Below are 17,419 nucleotides of genomic sequence, written 5' to 3'. Positions count from 1 at the left end.
GACGATAGAACTGAATCACCGCAGCCAAGACTCAACTGAAGTTCTGCTCAGAAACTCAACCGGCACAGACTCCACCAACCACACGCCGTTGTCAGCCTGAAAAAACTGCATACCCGCTTTTCTCATGGCTTGAGTGTCTACGGTAAGCAGAACGGGCTTTCCATACCGCTTGCCTACCTCGACGGCGGTTTCTTGATGTTCCGAGAGATGAACATGATGTCTGCCGCCAGGGATCAGCCCTTGTGCCTCGATGGACGCCATGAAACGCTCGGCGGTGCCGTGATAAAGCACAGCGGGCGGCACTTTTTCATCATGTTGCAGCTGAACAAGTGCGGTGCTGTGACCTTGCGCAGCCCTGATACGCTGGCCGTCTTCGGAGACCGTGAAACGCTTCTTTTCATTGGTATCCACTACCTCGATCAGCATCGGGCGATCAAACGTTTGGCCGTGCTGTCCGGCGCTTTCGATCAGGTTGCCGATGTCGGCCCAACCGTCGCGATCCAGTGTTAACCCAATGGATTCAGGACCGTGGCGCAGCACATAGCTGAGAAACTTGCTGAGGTCGTCTCGTTGTTTTTTATTCAAGGAAAATGTCCTTATTTCATCGTGTTCAGGCGCGTTATTGTTCTTGGCGAAACGCGAACGCGCAAGCGTGTCTGTCTTTATTCCGCATTGGAATACGCCCATGAAAATCATGAATTTATTTATCTCCATGAACCTCGTAGCGTGTCGTCTTCTGCATAAGGAGATGACCCTGTGAATAGCCTGCGCTTGTATGTTGACTCGCAATTGACCAGTCCCCTAAGGAGCGATCCACACTGGTTGTGTTCTATGGCTTGAAGGCAGGCCCGTTATCGCCCGATGGCGAGTCCGCAAAACGCAGGCTGGTTAGTGCTGCACAAGCGCTGCTTGCGGATAGCCCCGAGTACTTGTTTGGCCAATGGTCGGTTGCCGATGTGGATCTGGCCGTGATGCTGAACCGTCTGATACTCAATGGCGGCTCGGTACCGTCTGGGCTGGTGGAATACGCCCAGCGCCAGTGGCAACGGCCGAGTGTGCAGGAGTGGGTCAAGTTGCAGCGTCCGCCTTTGTAATCAGTTCACGTCTGACCTGTAGAGCAATTGCAGCGAAGCCTTTTCCAGTGCCGCGTTTTGAGATCGCGTAGTCTTGATCAGCCGAGACATTCTCCCATTGATCCACCGATTCAACGTGCTGATGAGTGCTATCGGTGTACATCTCAAACGCGATGAACTCGTCGGTTTGGGTCAGTAAAAGACCGAACAGACTTGGCATGCCGGGAAAGTCGACATCAAGTTCAAGCACGATGGTTTTTGACCAGTCGACCCCTTGGCTCTCTCCATACCGTGCCAGTGCAATAGGAACTCCCAGTTCCAGCCAGCTCTTTGCGACACCTTTGAGCCGGTGTGCAACCAAGGCATTTTGCTCTTGCACGTTCAGTTGTCGCTTTTTCAGGAGACGTTCAATGTCCATTGCGATCTCTTGGAGTTCTGCGTGAAGGATGACGATTTAGAGTTTCTAGCCCTGCTAATTCAACAAAGAAAGGGATTTGAGCAAGTCGTGCAGCCCTTCGGGGACCAGCGGGGATTCGGGGCTGAAGTCAGTGCTGTCGCACCACTTGGCTTTGAAAGGGGCACCATCGCTTTCCTGGCCGTCCAGCCACAGTTTTTCGTAAACCAGTACATCGTCGAACTTTGCGTCGTACACCTGAACGATTTCATGTCCTGGTTTACCGGCGTAGATGAAGATGCTCTCCAGTGTTCCAAGCAAACGTACCGCGTGGATGGTCAGTCCCATTTCCTCCTGTACCTCTCTGACAATGGCATCAGAGCTTCTTTCGCCAAATTCAATACCTCCACCGATAGGGCGGTGAAGGGTTTGTTGTTTCGCGTCGTCGTAGAAGTGATTGACCAGAATCTTGCCACGATGATGAAAGATGCAGATCGCGATTGGACGTATGTGCTTCTGTGACACTGCGTGAAACTCCTTTAAGAAACCCTCATGATACGTCCGGTTCGGTTGACTACAGGGCAATACCCTTACATGCGCTTATCTGTCTGTTGAGGTCGGCAAAAACACTTCAAATTTTGCACCCCCCATTGCCGATGTCCCCACCGTGATTTTCCCGCCCTGGCATTCAATGGCGCGTCGACTGATTGCCAGCCCCAACCCGAACCCGCCTGTATCGCGATCACGGCTTCTGTCCATTCGGTAAAACGGCTCGAAGATGCGTTCCTGCTCGTTGGCAGGGATACCGATGCCGTCATCCTCGACGCTGAACACCAGGCCGTTTTCAGGATGCCTGCGCGCATTGACCTTGACCTGCTTTTCACAGTACCGAATCGCATTGTTGATCAGGTTCTGGAGTGCCCGTGCGGTGAGGCGCGGGTCGAGCACGAACCGTTCCGGGGTGGTTTCAAATTGTAGAATCAAGCTGAAGTGCCGGCTTTCCTGCTCTTCGATAAAGCCGCCCAGTACGCTGTCCAGATACGCCTGCACGGGCACCTCTTGCAGGTCTGGACGTTGATAGGGTGATTGCAGGCGGGTATAGGAGAGCAGTTCGTCAATCAGCGAGTCCAGCTCCCGCACATGATTGAGCATCTGCTCAAGCCGCAGTTTTGTCGGCGGCTCCAGCGGGTCGGCCATGACCAGCGCCATGCCGAACTCCAGCCTTGATAAAGGCGTGCGCAGTTCATGGGAGACGGCATTCAGTAGCTCTTGCTGCTGATTGAGCAGGCCTTCGATGTCCTGAGCCATTTTGTCGAACACCTGGGCCAGGTCGCCGATGTTCGAGCGCGGTGATATTTGCGTGCGTTCGGCGAGGTTACCCTTGCCCAGCATCATCGCCGTGCGCTTGAGTCGTTGCAGGTCACGCCAGTGTGGCCAGACCCAGACCAACAGGCACGCCAGCAGTGCCGCACCCACCAGTATATTCATCAGCCAGTAGATAACGTTGATATCGACAGGGGGATCCGGAGATACCAGCTTGATGACTTTATCACCGGGCAGCAGTGTCAAGGCCGTTCCCCATTCGCCGTAATAGCCTCTGCGCACGGCGTTCTTGCCTTGCACAAGGTCGGCTCGCTCGCTGTCGCTCAGGCTCGCATCAGTCAGCGGGATGACCCTGAGCTGCAGGGGGGCAAAGTCTTCATGCAGCTCGCGTTCGAGCGCGGGCCATTGGTTTTGCGGTGTGTGCATGAAACGCACCTGAATCAGCCGCAGCGTGCCTTTGATCTGCTGCTGGTTGTAGGTGACTGTGCGCTCATCGAACAGTTTCAGCACCAGTTCTGGCACGGTATACAGCGCTACGCCGTACGTCACCAGCATGATCAGGTAAAGCCGGGCGAGCATCTTGAACATGGCGATTGATCAACTGTGAAGGTCAGAAGGAGGACAGGGCGGTGAACGGGTTACTCATCCCATTCGGAACGGCTCAACAAGTAACCTTTGCCCCAGACGGTTTTGATCTTGCGCGGTTCGCCCGGAGCGTCTTCGAACTTGCGCCGAAGTTTGGAAATGGCCACATCCACCGATCGATCGACCCCATTGAACTCGATGCCGCGCAGTTGCTGGATCAACTGATCCCGGCTCAGGACTTCACCCACGTGACGAGCAAGTACCAGGAGCAAGTTGTATTCACCTGACGATAATTCCACGTCTTGCTTGCGCCATTGCACCTGACGCTCAGTCTGGTCGATGAGCAGTTGGCCTAGCACGATTTGCTGGCTGTTTTCACAAGGTGTGGCGGCGGGTGTGCTGCGTCGCAACAGCGTGCGAATCCGGGCCAATAGCACGCGGGGCTCACAGGGCTTGGCAACGTAATCATCGGCACCGGTTTCCAGACCCAGTATCTGGTCGTCGCTCTTGTCGCGGGCGGTCAGCATGATGATGGGCAAACCCGGTTTTTCGTCTCGCAGTTGCCGGCATACGTGCAGGCCATCCAGCCCTGGCAGCATCAGGTCGAGTATGACCAGGTCCGGCCGCAGCCGATGCATGCCTTCAAGCGCCCGGTCGCCACGGTTGATCACCGTCACGTCGTATTCGAAGCGCTGCAGGTAGCTGGCAATCAGCTCAGACAGCGCCGCGTCATCCTCGACAAGCATTATCCTGGTCATTCTTCGGGCCGTTTCGCAAAGTGAGCAGCATAACCATGGCGTGCCATGTTGGTACGAAGCCTTAACACTTCTTCACATCTTTCCAACACTTGTTTACATGCGCCCTGGCGCGCGTCTTTAGCATGGCGTTATCTTCAGGGGAACGCCATCATGCAGTCTTTTTTTCGTCTCGATCCATGCCGTTTGCTGTTGTGTGCCGGTCTTGTTGCGCTGACCGGCTGTGGTGAGCCACCTGCGCGGCAGGAAATGCCACCGCCACACGTGAGCGTCGAGACCGTCAAGACTCAGCCCCTGACCATCACCACAGAACTGAATGGGCGTCTGGTTTCGCCGCGCACCGCCGAGGTTCGTGCGCGAGTCGCGGGTATCGTGCTGCAGCGGGTTTATCGCGAGGGCACTGACGTTAAACAGGGCGATGTCCTGTTTCGCATTGATCCTGCGCCGTTTCAGGCGGATGTCGACAGCGCTGAGGCCGCTCTGCGCAAGGCAGAAGCCAACCAGTATCAAACCCGCTTGCAGGCAGAACGCTACGCCGAACTGGTGACGATCAACGCCGTGAGCCGCCAGGAGGCTGAAAACGCCCGCGCCAGTTTTCTGCAAGCCGATGCGGACGTGGCTTCAAGCCGCGCGGCCCTCAAACGCTCGCGCTTGAGCCTGGGCTATGCAACCGTCACCGCGCCCATTTCCGGGCGTATCAGCAAGGCAATGGTGACTGAAGGCGCGCTGGTGGGGCAGGGCGACGCGACCCCGCTGGCCACCATTCAGCAATTACAGCCCATCTATGCCGACATCAATCAGTCCACTCGACAGATCAGCGAGCTGCGCAGCTCGTTGCGCCAAGGCCAGTTGCAGCAACTGGAACAAGGTCAGATCACCGCGACGCTGATCCAGGAGGATGGCAGCCCGTATCCCATCAAAGGCAAGTTGCTGTTCTCCGACCTGACCGTTGATGAAAGTACCGGCCAGATCGTGCTGCGCAGCGAATTTCCCAACCCGCAAAGCGAGCTGTTGCCGGGCAGTTTCATCCGGGTGACGCTGGATCAGGCGCGTACCGCAGAGGGTATTACTGTCGCTCAGCGAGCTGTGCAACGCGACGCAGCCGGCAAAGCGCTGGTGCTGATCGTCGACGCGGAAGGCAAAGCTCAGGAGCGTCCTATTGAGCTGGGTGGCGTGCAGAACAATCGCTGGATCGTGAAAACCGGTCTCAGTGCGGGAGACCGGGTGGTGGTGTCGGGTCTGCAGCATGTTCAGCCCGGAGCGGCAGTGACCGCTGAAGAACAGGGTGCGCCAGCCTCCGATCAGGAGCAGAAGTAATGCCGCAGTTTTTTATTGATCGGCCGGTCTTTGCCTGGGTCATCGCATTGTTCATTGTGCTCGCGGGGCTGTTGGCGATACCCAAACTGCCTGTCGCCCAGTACCCCAGCGTCGCACCACCGCAAATCGAGCTGACGGCCACGTATCCCGGCGCGTCCGCTCAGACCATTGATGAAAGCGTAGTCAGCCTGATCGAGCAGGAACTGAACGGTGTTAATCACCTGCTGTATTTCAGTTCCAGCAGTAGTCAGAGTACGGCCACCATGACCGTTACGTTTCAGCCGGGCACTGATCCCGAGCTGGCCAAGGTCGACGTGCAGAATCGGCTGAAAGTCGTCGAGCCACGTTTGCCTCGAGCAGTCACCCAACAAGGCTTGCAGATCGAGGAAACCTCAGAGGGCTTTCTGATGATCGCGACGTTGACCTCCATGGACGGGCGTCTGGATGAAATTGCCCTGAGTGACTACCTGACCCGTAATGTGGTCAACGAACTCAAGCGTCTTGATGGTGTGGGCAAAGCACAGTTGTTCGGCTCCGAACGCGCGATGCGGGTCTGGATTGATCCGCAGAAGCTCGTGGCGTTCAACCTCACACCGGCTGACGTCAGTCTCGCGATTTCCGAACAGAACGTGCAGGTTTCAGCCGGGAGCATCGGCGACTTGCCGTCTTCATCCGATCAGGAGCTGACTGCGACGGTCATGGTCAAAGGGCAGTTGAGCTCGCCGCAGGAATTCGCCTCGATAGTGCTTAAAGCCAACCCCAACGGCTCCAACGTGACCGTCGGCGACGTGGCCCGGGTTGAAGTCGGTGGCCAGAACTACAACTTCGCCACCCGGCTCAACGGCAAGGCCTCAGTCGCGGTGGGGGTGCAGTTGGCCCCGGCGGGCAACGCCATGAACACCGCGACTCAAGTGCGGGAAAAACTGGATGAGCTGTCCCGGTACTTCCCGGCCGGGGTGAAATACGACATCCCTTACGACACCTCGCCCTTCGTCAAAGTATCGATCACCAAAGTCATCTACACCCTGGTCGAGGCCATGGTGCTGGTATTCCTCGTGATGTTTCTGTTCCTGCAGAACATTCGTTACACGCTGATTCCCGCTCTTGTGGTGCCGGTTGCCTTGATGGGTACATTTGCCGTGATGTATGTGCTTGGTTTTTCGATCAACGTCCTGACGTTGTTCGGCATGGTGTTGGCCATCGGCATTCTGGTGGACGATGCGATTGTGGTAGTGGAGAACGTCGAGCGGCTGATGGTGCAGGAAGGGTTGTCGCCCAAGGAGGCTACCCGAAAGGCCATGACCGAAATCAGCAGCGCGATTATCGGCATCACGCTTGTGCTGACCGCGGTGTTTATCCCCATGGCCTTCATGCCCGGCTCGGTGGGCGTGATCTATCAGCAGTTCTCCATCTCCATGGCCGTCGCCATTGTGTTCTCGGCGTTTCTTGCCTTGAGCCTGACTCCGGCACTGTGCGCGACCTTGCTCAAGCCGATTTCTGCCGATTCACATCACGAGAAGAAAGGCTTTTTTGGCTGGTTCAACCGGCATTTCGAGCGTTTTAGCGACGGCTATGAGAGCTGGGTGAGCAAAGCGGTGCGCCAGTTGGGTCGCTACATGCTGGTGTTCCTCGTGCTGGTGGGCATCATGGGTGCGCTGTTCACCCGTCTGCCGTCCTCGTTCCTGCCGGTGGAGGATCAGGGGTACACCATCACGGATATTCAACTGCCGCCGGGCGCCAGCCAGAACCGCACCATTGAAATCGCCAAACAGATCGAGGCGCATAACGCGCAGGAACCCGGTATCGCCAACACGGTGATGATTCTCGGCTTCAGCTTTTCCGGGAGCGGGCAGAACGCAGCGCTGGCGTTTACCACCTTGAAGGATTGGTCGGAACGGGCTGCACAGGATTCTGCGCAATCCATTGCCGACCGCGCCAGCGCTGTGTTTTTTGGCCTGAAAGACGCCATGGTGTTCAGTCTGCTGCCGCCACCGGTGGAAGGGCTGGGCACATCGGGTGGTTTCGAGGTGCGTTTGCAGGATCGTGGCTCACAAGGCTACGACGCATTGCGACAGGCGCGTGACGATCTGCTGGGCAGGATCAGTAAAAGTCCGATTCTGCAGAACGTGCGCGAGGCGTCTCTGGCGGAAACCCCGCAGGTCAACATTGAAGTGGACCGTCAGCAAGCCAATGCCATGGGCATTTCATTTGCCGACATCGCCAACGTGCTGTCGACGTCGTTGGGTTCTGCTTACGTCAATGACTTCCCGAATCTGGGTCGCATGCAGCAAGTAATCGTACAAAGTGAAGGTGATCGCCGACAGCAGGTGGATGACCTGCTGAAGCTGGAGGTCAAAAACAGTCAGGGCCGCATGGTCCCGGTTTCGGCCTTTGCCAACGTCAATTGGACCAGAGGGCCTGCGCAGCTCAATCGCTACAACGGATATCCCTCAGTGAGCCTGTCCGGCGAGCCGTCGCCGGGTCATAGCACGGGGGAGGCCATGGAAGAAATGGAGCGTCTGGCTTCGGGTTTGCCATCCGGTTTTGCCCTGCAATGGACTGGCTTGTCGTTGCAGGAACGTATCTCGGGCGGTCAGGCACCGCTGTTACTCGGCCTGTCGATGCTGGTGGTGTTTCTGTGTCTGGCCGCGCTCTATGAAAGCTGGGCGATTCCGGCTGCGGTGCTGTTGGTGGTGCCGCTGGGGATCATCGGTGCGGTGCTGGCGGTCACCTTGCGCGGCATGCCCAACGATGTGTTTTTCAAAGTGGGACTGATCACCATCATTGGTCTTTCAGCGAAGAACGCCATCCTGATCATCGAGTTTGCCAAGAGCCTGCATGACCAGGGCATGGGTCGGGTCGAGGCGAGCATTCACGCTGCGCGCCTGCGGCTACGACCGATCATCATGACTTCGCTGGCATTCATCCTCGGCGTAGTGCCGCTGGTCTTCGCATCGGGTGCCAGCTCCGCCAGCCAGCAGGCCATCGGCACCGGCGTGATCGGCGGCATGTTGACGGCAACCCTGGCAGTGGTTTTCGTCCCGGTGTTCTTTGTGCTGGTCATGGGAATGGTGGAAAGGGTCAGGCCGAAGGCGAAAGTCGACGAGGGCATTGCGCGTGAGTAAGTTGTCGCTGCTTGCCGTTGCCGGAGTGTTGGCGCGCCCAGCAAACGGGGACATGTAGGAGCGCGCTTGCCCGCGATTCGGTCTTTCAGTCAATAAATATATTGGCTGTGCTGACGCTATCGCGGGCAAGCGCGCTCCTACAGATAAAAGTATTCCAAATCAGATAAGTGTTTTTTTGTGAGAGGGCGCCCGGTGTCCGTGAAGCACACATGAACCCCGTAGGAGTGAGCTTGCTCGCGATAGCGGTAAATCTGTAAAGAAGATGCCGACTGATCAGTCAGCAGATGATGCGTCGACCACCATCTGTTCGAACTGCAGAGTCAGTTTTTCAAACCGTGGCGCATCACAAACAGGGCAGAGGAAAGGCATTCTGCGCCCGGTGAACATTGAGGTGAAGGCATCACACTTGACGCAGCGCAGATGCGTTTTTACATGCGCAGTCAGCGGTTCAGCGAGCTGCGCGTTTAACTTGCCTGCAAGGAATGCGATCTGCGTCCGCTGGAACTGATTTGTCAGGCTCAAATACCGAAGGTTCGAGCAGCGAGCAAGGCTGGAAATGTCGTCGGTCTCGAGCTTCATATTCGCTATGGAAAGCCTGGTGAGATTGGGAATACGCGATACCGACTCGATTGAGTCAAGGCGCAGCGGCGAAGCTCCCCCACCCGGATTTCCGGACAGACGTAATTCGGTGAGTTCGCTCAGGGTTTCAATTCCGTCAAGTCGATGCAGATTTGGGAAGTCTACAATTTTCAGATGCGTCAAACCTTTCAACCTGAAAACAGGTTCAAGCGATTCAATTTTATTCGCCCACTCCAAGCTTAAGCGGCGCGTCTTTGTGAGCTTCTCGATTCCATTGAGTGTGGATAGTTTTACGTTGTAAAGGCGGAGCTCAATCGCTTTGCATCTGGACAGGACGACCGGCCATACCCTGGTTGAGATATTCCTGAGATCAAGCTCGTTTTTTTCGGCCAGTTCGTGTTCGGCGAATTCTCTATCGAGTAGTAAAGCCATTGTTCGGATCTACCCAACTGTTTCATGACGTGAGTGAGCGTGTAGGGCGCCGGGTATAGGCATGCTCGCGATTCACCGGATTGATTTCAGGTCAGGTTCCACTGTTTGTAGAGTGAGTCCCCAAGCGTTACTCAATATGGGACACCCAGGTTGTTGTTATCTCGTCTGACTCAGGGGGTAGTTCGTTCAGCAGAACGGCTTCCTCATCACCTTGATTCAGGAAAATGATGAAGTCTCCGGTCATGAAGAGGATCTTGAAACCCACCAAGTGTCCTTTTTGATTTGGCCATGTATCAACCATTCCGATGACGTCTTCAACGGCAATGTTGACCAGATGAGAGGCCTCTAGATCCTGAAGTAAATCCTGTCTAAGCCACGAGCAGGTGTCTCCAGACTCAAGGTCGAAGGGGATGGGAGGTACAAGCGGGAGCAAATCCGCACCCACGCTTTCACCGTTACTCAGCAGATACATTGACAGGTGACCGTGCTCGCCGAGTTGCCACTCAATCGACCCTTTACCGATCAGACATTTTTCGCTATTGAAATAATATTGATCATGCAAAACCCCTAGCACCTTTCGGCCAATCAGCTTGCGCGCATTAATGAGGTCCTGAGTGCTCCTGTCGGGCGTTGCGGTATGGCGGTTGTTCACAAGAGAATGATTCCCTGGAATTCAGATCCGGCTGTTGCCGGGTTTATCGGATGGATGCTAGCAGGCAGGCGGCTGAACGGCTTTGGATTAACTAACCTTGAGCCTTCGTTTTCGCCTGCTCAATGGCAGTTACCACATTGGGTATTGCATAAGCCTTGAACCAATGATTCATTCCAGCAATCGCTTTCTGGGCCGGAGCTGCCTCTGCTGCGCCGACGAGTTCCGAGCAGGCCTGCGCCATCGCGACAAGAATGCGCGCGGCCTCCGGGACATAGGGGAGATCAGCGCCACGCTCATGGCGCTCGCGAATGATTTGGTAGCGAATGTTCTCCGGTAGCGTCCAGGCGCTGATTAAAAAGTCCTGAACTGAATAATGAACGTTCTGGATTTCAACAGTCGCGCTGCGATGCTCCTCGCGGTATCCAGCCGCTTCGATCTGTTCGCAGCTGTCGATGACGGTGTTCATCATGTCCCGAATTTGTTGCCAGTCGGTTTTCATTTGAAGTCCTTTTACGTTGCATTCACAGTTTCGGGATTGTTGTTGGCCTTGACGCGTGTCCGATAACTCGCACGAGTATTACGAACGCTCAGCCTATGGACGAACTGGATAATCTATTTTTCAGACTGTTTTTCAAAACATTTCGACACGAACTGCACTGAACTAACGCGTCGGCACAACGATCCTTTTCTTTGCGCAGTCAGCGCGGCCCTGTCTGCCAGTGCATTTGCGCTGGTTATTGCTCAGGGTCGCTCAACGATAAGGAGCCGCCGTGACCGTTACCACTCACCCCCTTTACCGGACTACACCGAGCCCGCTACACGCGATCTTGCTTGCCGGTACCGTCCCGCTGTTTCTCGGCGCTTTGCTGAGTGACATCGCTTACGCCCAGACCTACCAGATTCAGTGGGCCAACTTTGCCTCCTGGCTGATTGCCGGAGGGCTACTGTTCTGTGGTTTGGCGTTGTTGTTTGCACTGGTCAATCTGATCCGTGCGGACCACAAGGCTGGCCGTCCGGTAGCGTATTTCGTGCTCCTGCTGGTCACTTGGGCACTGGGTTTGATCAACGCGTTTGAGCATGCGAAAGACGCTTGGGCGATGATGCCCACAGGGCTGATTCTATCGGTAGTCGTGACGCTGTTGTCCGTTGTTGCCGCGTGGACCGGGCTCACCAATCTGCGTTCGGGAGGTGCGGAATGAAGCATTCAGGCGCACTGACGCTTATAAGCGTGGCACTGTTGTTGAGTGCTTGTGGTGGCGATGGCGAAAGCACTCAGGCACGTGGCCCTGATCCGAAACTGCCGGAACCGCAGCGCACGCTGCTACCGAGCATGAAGATTGCTGAACCTGTGGCTTGGGGGGATCAGAAACCCACGGTTCCTGAGGGCTTTAGCATTACGGCGATCGCGACCAATTTGAGAATTCCGCGTCAGACCCTCGTTCTGCCCAATGGCGATATCCTCGTCGCAGAAGGGCGCGGCGGCAGTGCGGCCAAGCTCAAACCCAAGGACGTGATTGCCAGTGTGATCAAGGCCAAGGGCAATACGCAGGTCAAAGGCGGCAATCGTCTGACGTTGCTGCGTGACGCAGACGGCGACGGCAATTACGAGACGAAGACGATTTTCGCTGAAGATCTCAACGCGCCTTATGGCCTGGCGTTTGCTGATGGCAAGCTCTACGTCGCCAATCAGGACGCATTGGTGCGCTTCGATTACCAGGACGGACAGACCACAGCCAGCGGCGCTCCGACCAAACTCACCGACTTGCCGTCGCAGATCAACCACCACTGGACCAAAGCGCTGACCATTAGTCCGGATGGCCGTTATCTGTATGTCGGTATTGGTTCGAACAGCAACATCACTGAGCGGGGCATGGAAGTCGAGATTGATCGCGCTATGGTGTGGCAGATCGATGCCGAGACTGGGGCGCACAAACCTTATGCGACTGGCCTGCGTAACCCGACAGCACTGACCATTCAGCCTGAAACCGGGAAGTTGTGGACGGTGGTCAATGAGCGTGACGAGCTGGGGCCTGATCTGGTGCCGGATTATCTGACGTCAGTGAAGGAGGGCGGTTTCTACGGCTGGCCTTACAGTTATTGGGGCCAGAACGTCGACCCGCGTGCGCAGCCGCAAAACCCTGACAAGGTCGCTTCGGCGATCAAGCCGGATTACAGCCTCGGCTCGCACGTTGCGGCGCTGGGCGTAGACTTCTCCATTCCGGCCATGGGCGACAAGTTTGCCAACGGTGTTTTTGTCGGCGAGCACGGCAGCTGGAACCGTCCGAATCCGGTGGGCTACAAGGTGATCTTCGTGCCGTTCAACAACGGTAGCCCTGCGGGTGAACCGGTTGATTTTGCGACCGGTTTCCGCGGTGCTGACGGGAAAACCCGCGGTCGTCCGGTGGGTGTGACCGTTGACCCGAAAGGTGCATTGATCATTGCTGACGATCTTGCCAACACCGTCTGGAGAGTGACGCGTAATCGTTGAGTCCAGTGTCCCGAGGCGGAAGGTCGCCTCGGGGCATCTATTGCAAACTCCTGTAGGAGCTGCCGAAGGCTGCGATGGCGATACTCCTGACGCACCGCTATCGCAGCCTTCGGCAGCTCCTACAGGTCTGTGTTTGCTTCGCGACAGCCGCGATTCTCAAATAGGCAACATCAACTTAATACTTCCAGGTCACCGATGCCGTCAGGTTGCGCGGTGAGCCGTAGTTGGTCGAACCAGCGGACTGATACAGCGACAGCAGGTACTTCTGATCGGTGACGTTGTTCATGTTCAACGACGTGCTCCAATGGTCATCGAAGTCGTAGCTGGCCATCAGGTCGACCAGTGCATAGGCGTCCTGCCGGACGTTGCTGTTAGTGTCGACTTCGGTCCCGCTTTGCCACTGAAAGCGGGTGCCGACCCTGGCTTGAGGCAGGGCGGGCAGGCGGTAGGTCAGGCTTCCACGCACGGTATGAGTGGGGATGTATTTGCGCGCTTCATCGCCATTGGCGTCTTCGATTCGTACAAAGGTGTAACCGCCTGCCATTTCCAGGCCGGGCAATGCTTCACCGGACGCCTCCAGTTCTATGCCGCGGCTTTTGAGGTCAGCGCCCCGGTACACAAATTGACTGCCCTGTATGCCGGCGGACTCAGCGACATTTTGCTGGTCGGTCTTGAACACAGCAGCCGTGATCGTCAGCCGCTCATCGAGCAGACGACCCTTCACGCCGACTTCGGTGCTTTTGCCTTCAAGTGGCTGAAGCACTCCGCCACCCACACTGCGCACGTACTGCGGTTTGAAGATCTCGGTCCAGCTGGTGTAAAGGCTCCATTGTGGCGTGAGGTCATAAACCAGCCCGGTGTAGGGCGTCACCTTGCCATGTACGCGGGTATCGTGGGGCGAGCCATATCCCGCGCCTTCGCCATCAGCGCTGAGCATGCGTGCTCCGGCGATCCAGTGCAGATCATCGGTAAGACTGAACCGCGCACCGGCGAACACACTTTTCTGCCGATCGGTGAAAAGCTGGGTGTTGACGTCGTTGGTGAAATCAAAGGCCGGTTGTACAACCGCACCGGCCAGGGCGTCCTCAAGGCTGGCCATGATGTAGCCGGAGACATCTTTATAGTGGCCGCGCTCCTTATGGTGAGTGCGCCCGTAATTGGCGCCAACGGTCAATTGGTGCTCGCGGCCCAACAGGCTGAAAGGCCCGGACAACTGAGCCTCGCCGATCACTTGATGCTCGGTGCTAGTGGTGCGATTGACGTAGGCAAAAACGTCTGTCGCTGTTGCCGGAATGGCGTACAGCATCTTGGTGTCCTGATGCTGACTGACCCCGGTCAGGGTGATCTTGCTGGCCCAGCCGTTCTCGAAGTCGTGGGTCAGTTCGGCGAAGGCGCGTTTGGTGTGGATGTCCCAGTACGTCCAGGGTTGGCCGATGCTGGAACTGCGGCTGCTGTAGTGAATGCGATTGCCCGCGAAGTCCGCGATTGGCAAGGCGCCCCAGGTGCTGCCGTTTGAATAACTGTCTTGCTGAGAAAAGCCTACGGTGAGGGTGTCGGCGTCGGACAGGTCAAAAGCCAGCAGGCCTGCCGCCACGTTGACTTCATGGCTGTAGCGGTTCAGGTATGAATTGCCTTTGTCATGCGCGGTGATGAAGCGTCCGCGCACGTTACCGCTGTCCGTCAACGGGCCGGAGACGTCCAGACCCAGCCGACGGTTGTCCCAGGAACCGGCACTGGCATCGACCTTCGCCTGGAACGTATCGGTAGGGCGCTTGCGAACAAAATTGACCGTAGCCGACGGATTGCCCGCGCCACTCATGAGCCCGTTGGCGCCGTGCAGCACGTCGATCTGTTCGAACTCGGTCATGTCCTGATCGCCGAGCAGCACGCCTCCAGAAAATGGCATGCCCATGCCATCGTATTCAAAGTTCTCGATGGTGAAACCGCGAGAGGTAAAGGCAGTGCGATCCGTTTCGAACTGTTCGACGGTGACCGAGGGCGCGTTGCGCAGGGCTTCTTTCACACTGTTGAGTTGGAAATCGTCCATCTGCTCGCGTGTCACGACAGTTACCGCTTGCGGGGTTTCTCTATCGCTCAGGCCGAGCCGGGTGGTACTGGAGACGGGTTTACCTTGATAGCCGAAACTCTGGATGCTGTCCGGGGTGATGCGATATTGAATCTGCGTGGCGGGCAGATTCACTTCGTTGGTGATGGGGGCCTGAGCAACCGGCACCAGATATAAGGTTGCCGCGTCCGTGCGGGCAAAGCTGTAGCCGCTGCCTTGGAGCAACCCGGCCAAGGCTTCTTCCGCCGAGTAGGAGCCCATCACAGCCGTGCTGCGCAAACCCGCATCGAGGTTGCCATCCAGCAGCACGTTTTGCCCGGTTTGCTGGCTGAACACTAACAAGGCCTGGCGCAGTTGCTGAGCGGGAATATTGAGTGACAGCTTGTCTACCGAGCTGTCCGCAGCATTACCTTGTGCCGCATGTGCCTGAATGGCCCCAACGAGCAGCGTGCAGGCGAGAATTGCGCCGTGGGCGCCAAGTCGCCAGTGCATGCCGGTTTTACGCCCAGGATTGTGGTGCTTTGCCATTCAGGTTATTCCCTATGAGATGCGCATGGATATGCGAACAGCTATCAGTCACATCTAAGACGGATGACCTTTGGCAATACCTGACGATGTTTTGAAATATTTGTGGCGGGTGTCTGTTGGAGATGAATGTTGGGGATTGGAAACCATCGTGGGACCGGCTTTAGCCGGAAGAATGCCTCGCGGCTGAAGCCGCTCCTACCAACGTGAACCCGCACCCGTAGGACCGGCTTTAGCCGGGAGGGCGCCAGCACGTGCGCTGCCATATCCCGGTCATAATCAATGCCTCGCGGCTAAAGCCGCTCTTACTGGCTCTCTTTGACGATCAGGCGGCGTGAATGATGGTCACCAGGTCGGTGTAGCGGGTCATCCTGACTGACAGGGCTTTGGAAAGCACATCCAGCATCTGGTCAGGTCGATTCAGGTTGAGAATCAAACTGACACGTCGCGCCGCCAGGTGTGGGTCCGCGATGAATATTTTTCCTTCGCGCCAGCGTTGAAGCTCGCTGACCAGTGCGCTCAGCGGTTTGTCGAAGAACACCAGTCGGCCGTTGCGCCAGGCAAGCACCTGATCCAGATCGGCATGCTGGATTGCTTCCGTCCGGTCGGCACTGAAGCGCAGTGAAAGTCCCTCGCCCAAGTCCAACTGCTGGCTCGCGGTGACCACGCGCACCGTGGGCCGACTCACTGTCAGCAGCGTGCTCGCACCCTCGCATGACAGGCAGAACTCGCCGTTGTTGGCCAATACCTGGCCCGCTTCCGTTTTGATCGAAAGCTCGCCGACAGCGGCGGGCACGACGTTGAAAAATACTTCGCCCTGGAGCAATTCCACAGCACGCTGTGTTGAAGAAAAGTCGATATTCAGGGCTGTATTGCCTGCGAGTTCCACCGTTGACCCGTCTGCCAGACGCACCGTCCGCCGTTCACCCACAGCGGTACGCAAGTCCGCGAACGGTGACCCGATGCCCTTGAGCCAGAGCGTCGTTGCACTGGCGGTGACGGCAACAGCGCACGCCGCTACGCCTAATCCGACAAAGCGGCGCCGGGATAACTGAGTGTCGACCGCAGGCGGAGTCGGTTTAGCCACAAGGGCTGAGGCTGCCCACAATTTTTCGAGGCGGGCATACGCCTGCGCCTGCAGAGGATCAGCGTCGAGCCATGCCGCCAACGCTTCGTGCTCGGCCGGAGTCGGTGATCCGCCATGCATCAAGGCAAACCACGTACTGGCCTGATGACTCACGTCATCGGGCTGCGGAGCGGAGGGGTGGAGAATCGGAGGTTCAGCGCTCATAGGTCAGTCAATTCAGGGTGGGCCGGTGCTGTCGGCGCAGTGTAATCCAGCGCACCTGCATACGTCCGTTGCCCAGACGCCTTGCTGCTCGGGGAGTCGCACGGCGGTTGGCAGCGGAGTAAGCAAATAACGGCGTTCACTCGGGCATACCGAGCTTCAATAAATCCAGGGCTCTGACCATGCGGCTGAAGGCAGTTTTCGAGGAAATCCCCAGGCGCTCACCAATCTCTACGTAAGTCAGCCCTTCGACCCGCACCATCAGAAACACCTCGCGACAAGGCTCAGGCATGCTCTGAATCACTTCACTGAGGGCCGACAGTTGTTGGTTGGCAATGGCCGCTTGCTCAAGCGTCGGGGTTCGCTGCTCGGCTTCGCTCATGTCCTGCAAGTCCAGCGGCTCGGCTTTGCGGTGTTCCTGACGTCGCGTGTGATCGATAAAGAGATTGCGAGCACTGGAGAACAGGTAAGCGCGAAAGTTTTCGATGCGCGTCCGGTTCATCTGCTCGGACAGGCGGATGAAAGTGTCCTGTGTCAGGTCGGCAGCGGTCTCTTTGCAACGCAAGCGACGATCCAGATAAGCCTGAATTTCTCCGCGATGGGCAAGATATAACGCCTTGAGATCTGAGCCGGACATGAGGCCACCTTAACTGGCATGGAAGCAAGCGCGGCAAAATATCACAAACGAGAATCATTTGCGCTAGTGGGCGCAGTGTCGTGGGACCGGCTTTAGCCGGGAAGAGGTCTGTACATCCGCCCGAGATGCCTTGGTGGTGGCGCAGCTTTCCCGGCTGAAGCGGGTCCCACATCTCTAACCT

15 protein-coding genes and 1 pseudogene are annotated in these 17,419 nt (G+C 56.9%); 5 read left to right on the top strand and 11 right to left on the bottom strand.

Annotated features, from left to right (window positions below; translation table 11 throughout):
- Positions 1 to 15 precede the first annotated feature (15 nt).
- Positions 16 to 585: an RNA 2'-phosphotransferase gene (locus H8S59_RS03200; RefSeq protein WP_214658182.1), complete on the bottom strand. Its 570-nt coding sequence runs from the start codon at positions 583 to 585 to the stop codon at positions 16 to 18.
- A gap of 218 nt (positions 586 to 803) precedes the next feature.
- On the opposite strand from H8S59_RS03200, the pseudogene H8S59_RS03195 reads away from it, so the two are divergent.
- Positions 804 to 1,094: pseudogene (locus tag H8S59_RS03195) on the top strand (glutathione transferase); the annotation flags it as partial.
- On the opposite strand, the gene H8S59_RS03190 reads toward H8S59_RS03195, so the two are convergent.
- The 4 genes from H8S59_RS03190 to H8S59_RS03175 form a co-directional block, all read right to left on the bottom strand.
- Entirely contained in the window at positions 1,069 to 1,491 is a 423-nt protein-coding gene (locus tag H8S59_RS03190) for a hypothetical protein (protein WP_187520498.1), read from the bottom strand. The pseudogene H8S59_RS03195 and the gene H8S59_RS03190 sit on opposite strands and share 26 nt — an antisense overlap.
- Before the next feature lie 54 nt (positions 1,492 to 1,545).
- Entirely contained in the window at positions 1,546 to 1,992 is a 447-nt protein-coding gene (locus H8S59_RS03185; RefSeq protein ID WP_187520497.1) for an NUDIX domain-containing protein, read from the bottom strand.
- A 75-nt stretch (positions 1,993 to 2,067) separates the two neighbouring features.
- Positions 2,068 to 3,378: an ATP-binding protein gene (locus H8S59_RS03180; RefSeq protein WP_187520496.1), complete on the bottom strand. Its 1,311-nt coding sequence runs from the start codon at positions 3,376 to 3,378 to the stop codon at positions 2,068 to 2,070.
- Positions 3,379 to 3,428: 50 nt separating this feature from the next.
- The gene (locus tag H8S59_RS03175; protein ID WP_187520495.1) at positions 3,429 to 4,133 is read right to left on the bottom strand and encodes a response regulator; all 705 of its coding nucleotides are present in this window, start codon (positions 4,131 to 4,133) and stop codon (positions 3,429 to 3,431) included.
- Between the two features lie 150 nt (positions 4,134 to 4,283).
- Here H8S59_RS03175 and H8S59_RS03170 point away from each other — a divergent pair, with 150 nt between their 5' ends.
- Both H8S59_RS03170 and H8S59_RS03165 read left to right on the top strand, forming a co-directional pair.
- Entirely contained in the window at positions 4,284 to 5,447 is a 1,164-nt protein-coding gene (locus H8S59_RS03170; RefSeq protein WP_187520494.1) for an efflux RND transporter periplasmic adaptor subunit, read from the top strand.
- Positions 5,447 to 8,572 carry an efflux RND transporter permease subunit gene (locus tag H8S59_RS03165; protein ID WP_187520493.1) on the top strand — a complete coding sequence of 1,042 codons (3,126 nt, stop codon included), beginning with the start codon at positions 5,447 to 5,449 and terminating at the stop codon, positions 8,570 to 8,572. The genes H8S59_RS03170 and H8S59_RS03165 overlap by 1 nt, the downstream gene beginning before the upstream one ends.
- Positions 8,573 to 8,845: 273 nt before the next feature.
- On the opposite strand, the gene H8S59_RS03160 is transcribed toward H8S59_RS03165, so the two are convergent.
- From H8S59_RS03160 to H8S59_RS03150, 3 genes are all read right to left on the bottom strand, one after another.
- A complete protein-coding gene (locus H8S59_RS03160) occupies positions 8,846 to 9,583 on the bottom strand; it encodes a leucine-rich repeat domain-containing protein (protein WP_187520492.1) in 738 nt (245 codons plus the stop codon).
- 127 nt (positions 9,584 to 9,710) lie between these two features.
- Entirely contained in the window at positions 9,711 to 10,235 is a 525-nt protein-coding gene (locus tag H8S59_RS03155) for a hypothetical protein (RefSeq protein WP_187520491.1), read from the bottom strand.
- A gap of 91 nt (positions 10,236 to 10,326) precedes the next feature.
- A complete protein-coding gene (locus tag H8S59_RS03150) occupies positions 10,327 to 10,734 on the bottom strand; it encodes a hypothetical protein (RefSeq protein ID WP_187520490.1) in 408 nt (135 codons plus the stop codon).
- A 271-nt stretch (positions 10,735 to 11,005) separates the two neighbouring features.
- Here H8S59_RS03150 and H8S59_RS03145 point away from each other — a divergent pair, with 271 nt between their 5' ends.
- Both H8S59_RS03145 and H8S59_RS03140 read left to right on the top strand, forming a co-directional pair.
- Complete coding sequence (locus tag H8S59_RS03145; protein WP_187520489.1) at positions 11,006 to 11,434, top strand: DUF2231 domain-containing protein; 429 nt, start codon at positions 11,006 to 11,008, stop codon at positions 11,432 to 11,434.
- Positions 11,431 to 12,723 carry a PQQ-dependent sugar dehydrogenase gene (locus H8S59_RS03140; protein ID WP_187520488.1) on the top strand — a complete coding sequence of 431 codons (1,293 nt, stop codon included), beginning with the start codon at positions 11,431 to 11,433 and terminating at the stop codon, positions 12,721 to 12,723. The genes H8S59_RS03145 and H8S59_RS03140 overlap by 4 nt, the downstream gene beginning before the upstream one ends.
- A gap of 175 nt (positions 12,724 to 12,898) precedes the next feature.
- Here the strand turns inward: H8S59_RS03140 and H8S59_RS03135 are convergent, their stop codons facing one another.
- From H8S59_RS03135 to H8S59_RS03125, 3 genes are all read right to left on the bottom strand, one after another.
- The gene (locus H8S59_RS03135) at positions 12,899 to 15,316 is read right to left on the bottom strand and encodes a TonB-dependent siderophore receptor (RefSeq protein ID WP_187520487.1); all 2,418 of its coding nucleotides are present in this window, start codon (positions 15,314 to 15,316) and stop codon (positions 12,899 to 12,901) included.
- Positions 15,317 to 15,638: 322 nt separating this feature from the next.
- Positions 15,639 to 16,604, bottom strand: coding sequence for a FecR family protein (locus H8S59_RS03130; RefSeq protein WP_187520486.1), 966 nt, complete (start codon positions 16,602 to 16,604; stop codon positions 15,639 to 15,641).
- A 136-nt stretch (positions 16,605 to 16,740) separates the two neighbouring features.
- Positions 16,741 to 17,238 carry an RNA polymerase sigma factor gene (locus H8S59_RS03125; protein ID WP_095100733.1) on the bottom strand — a complete coding sequence of 166 codons (498 nt, stop codon included), beginning with the start codon at positions 17,236 to 17,238 and terminating at the stop codon, positions 16,741 to 16,743.
- Between the last annotated feature and the right edge of the window lie 181 nt (positions 17,239 to 17,419).

Origin of the sequence: Pseudomonas folii (assembly GCF_014357575.1) — a bacterium.
In the GTDB taxonomy this organism is placed as follows: Bacteria; Pseudomonadota; Gammaproteobacteria; order Pseudomonadales; family Pseudomonadaceae; genus Aquipseudomonas; species Aquipseudomonas folii.
This window is presented reverse-complemented; position numbering and strand designations above follow the sequence as displayed.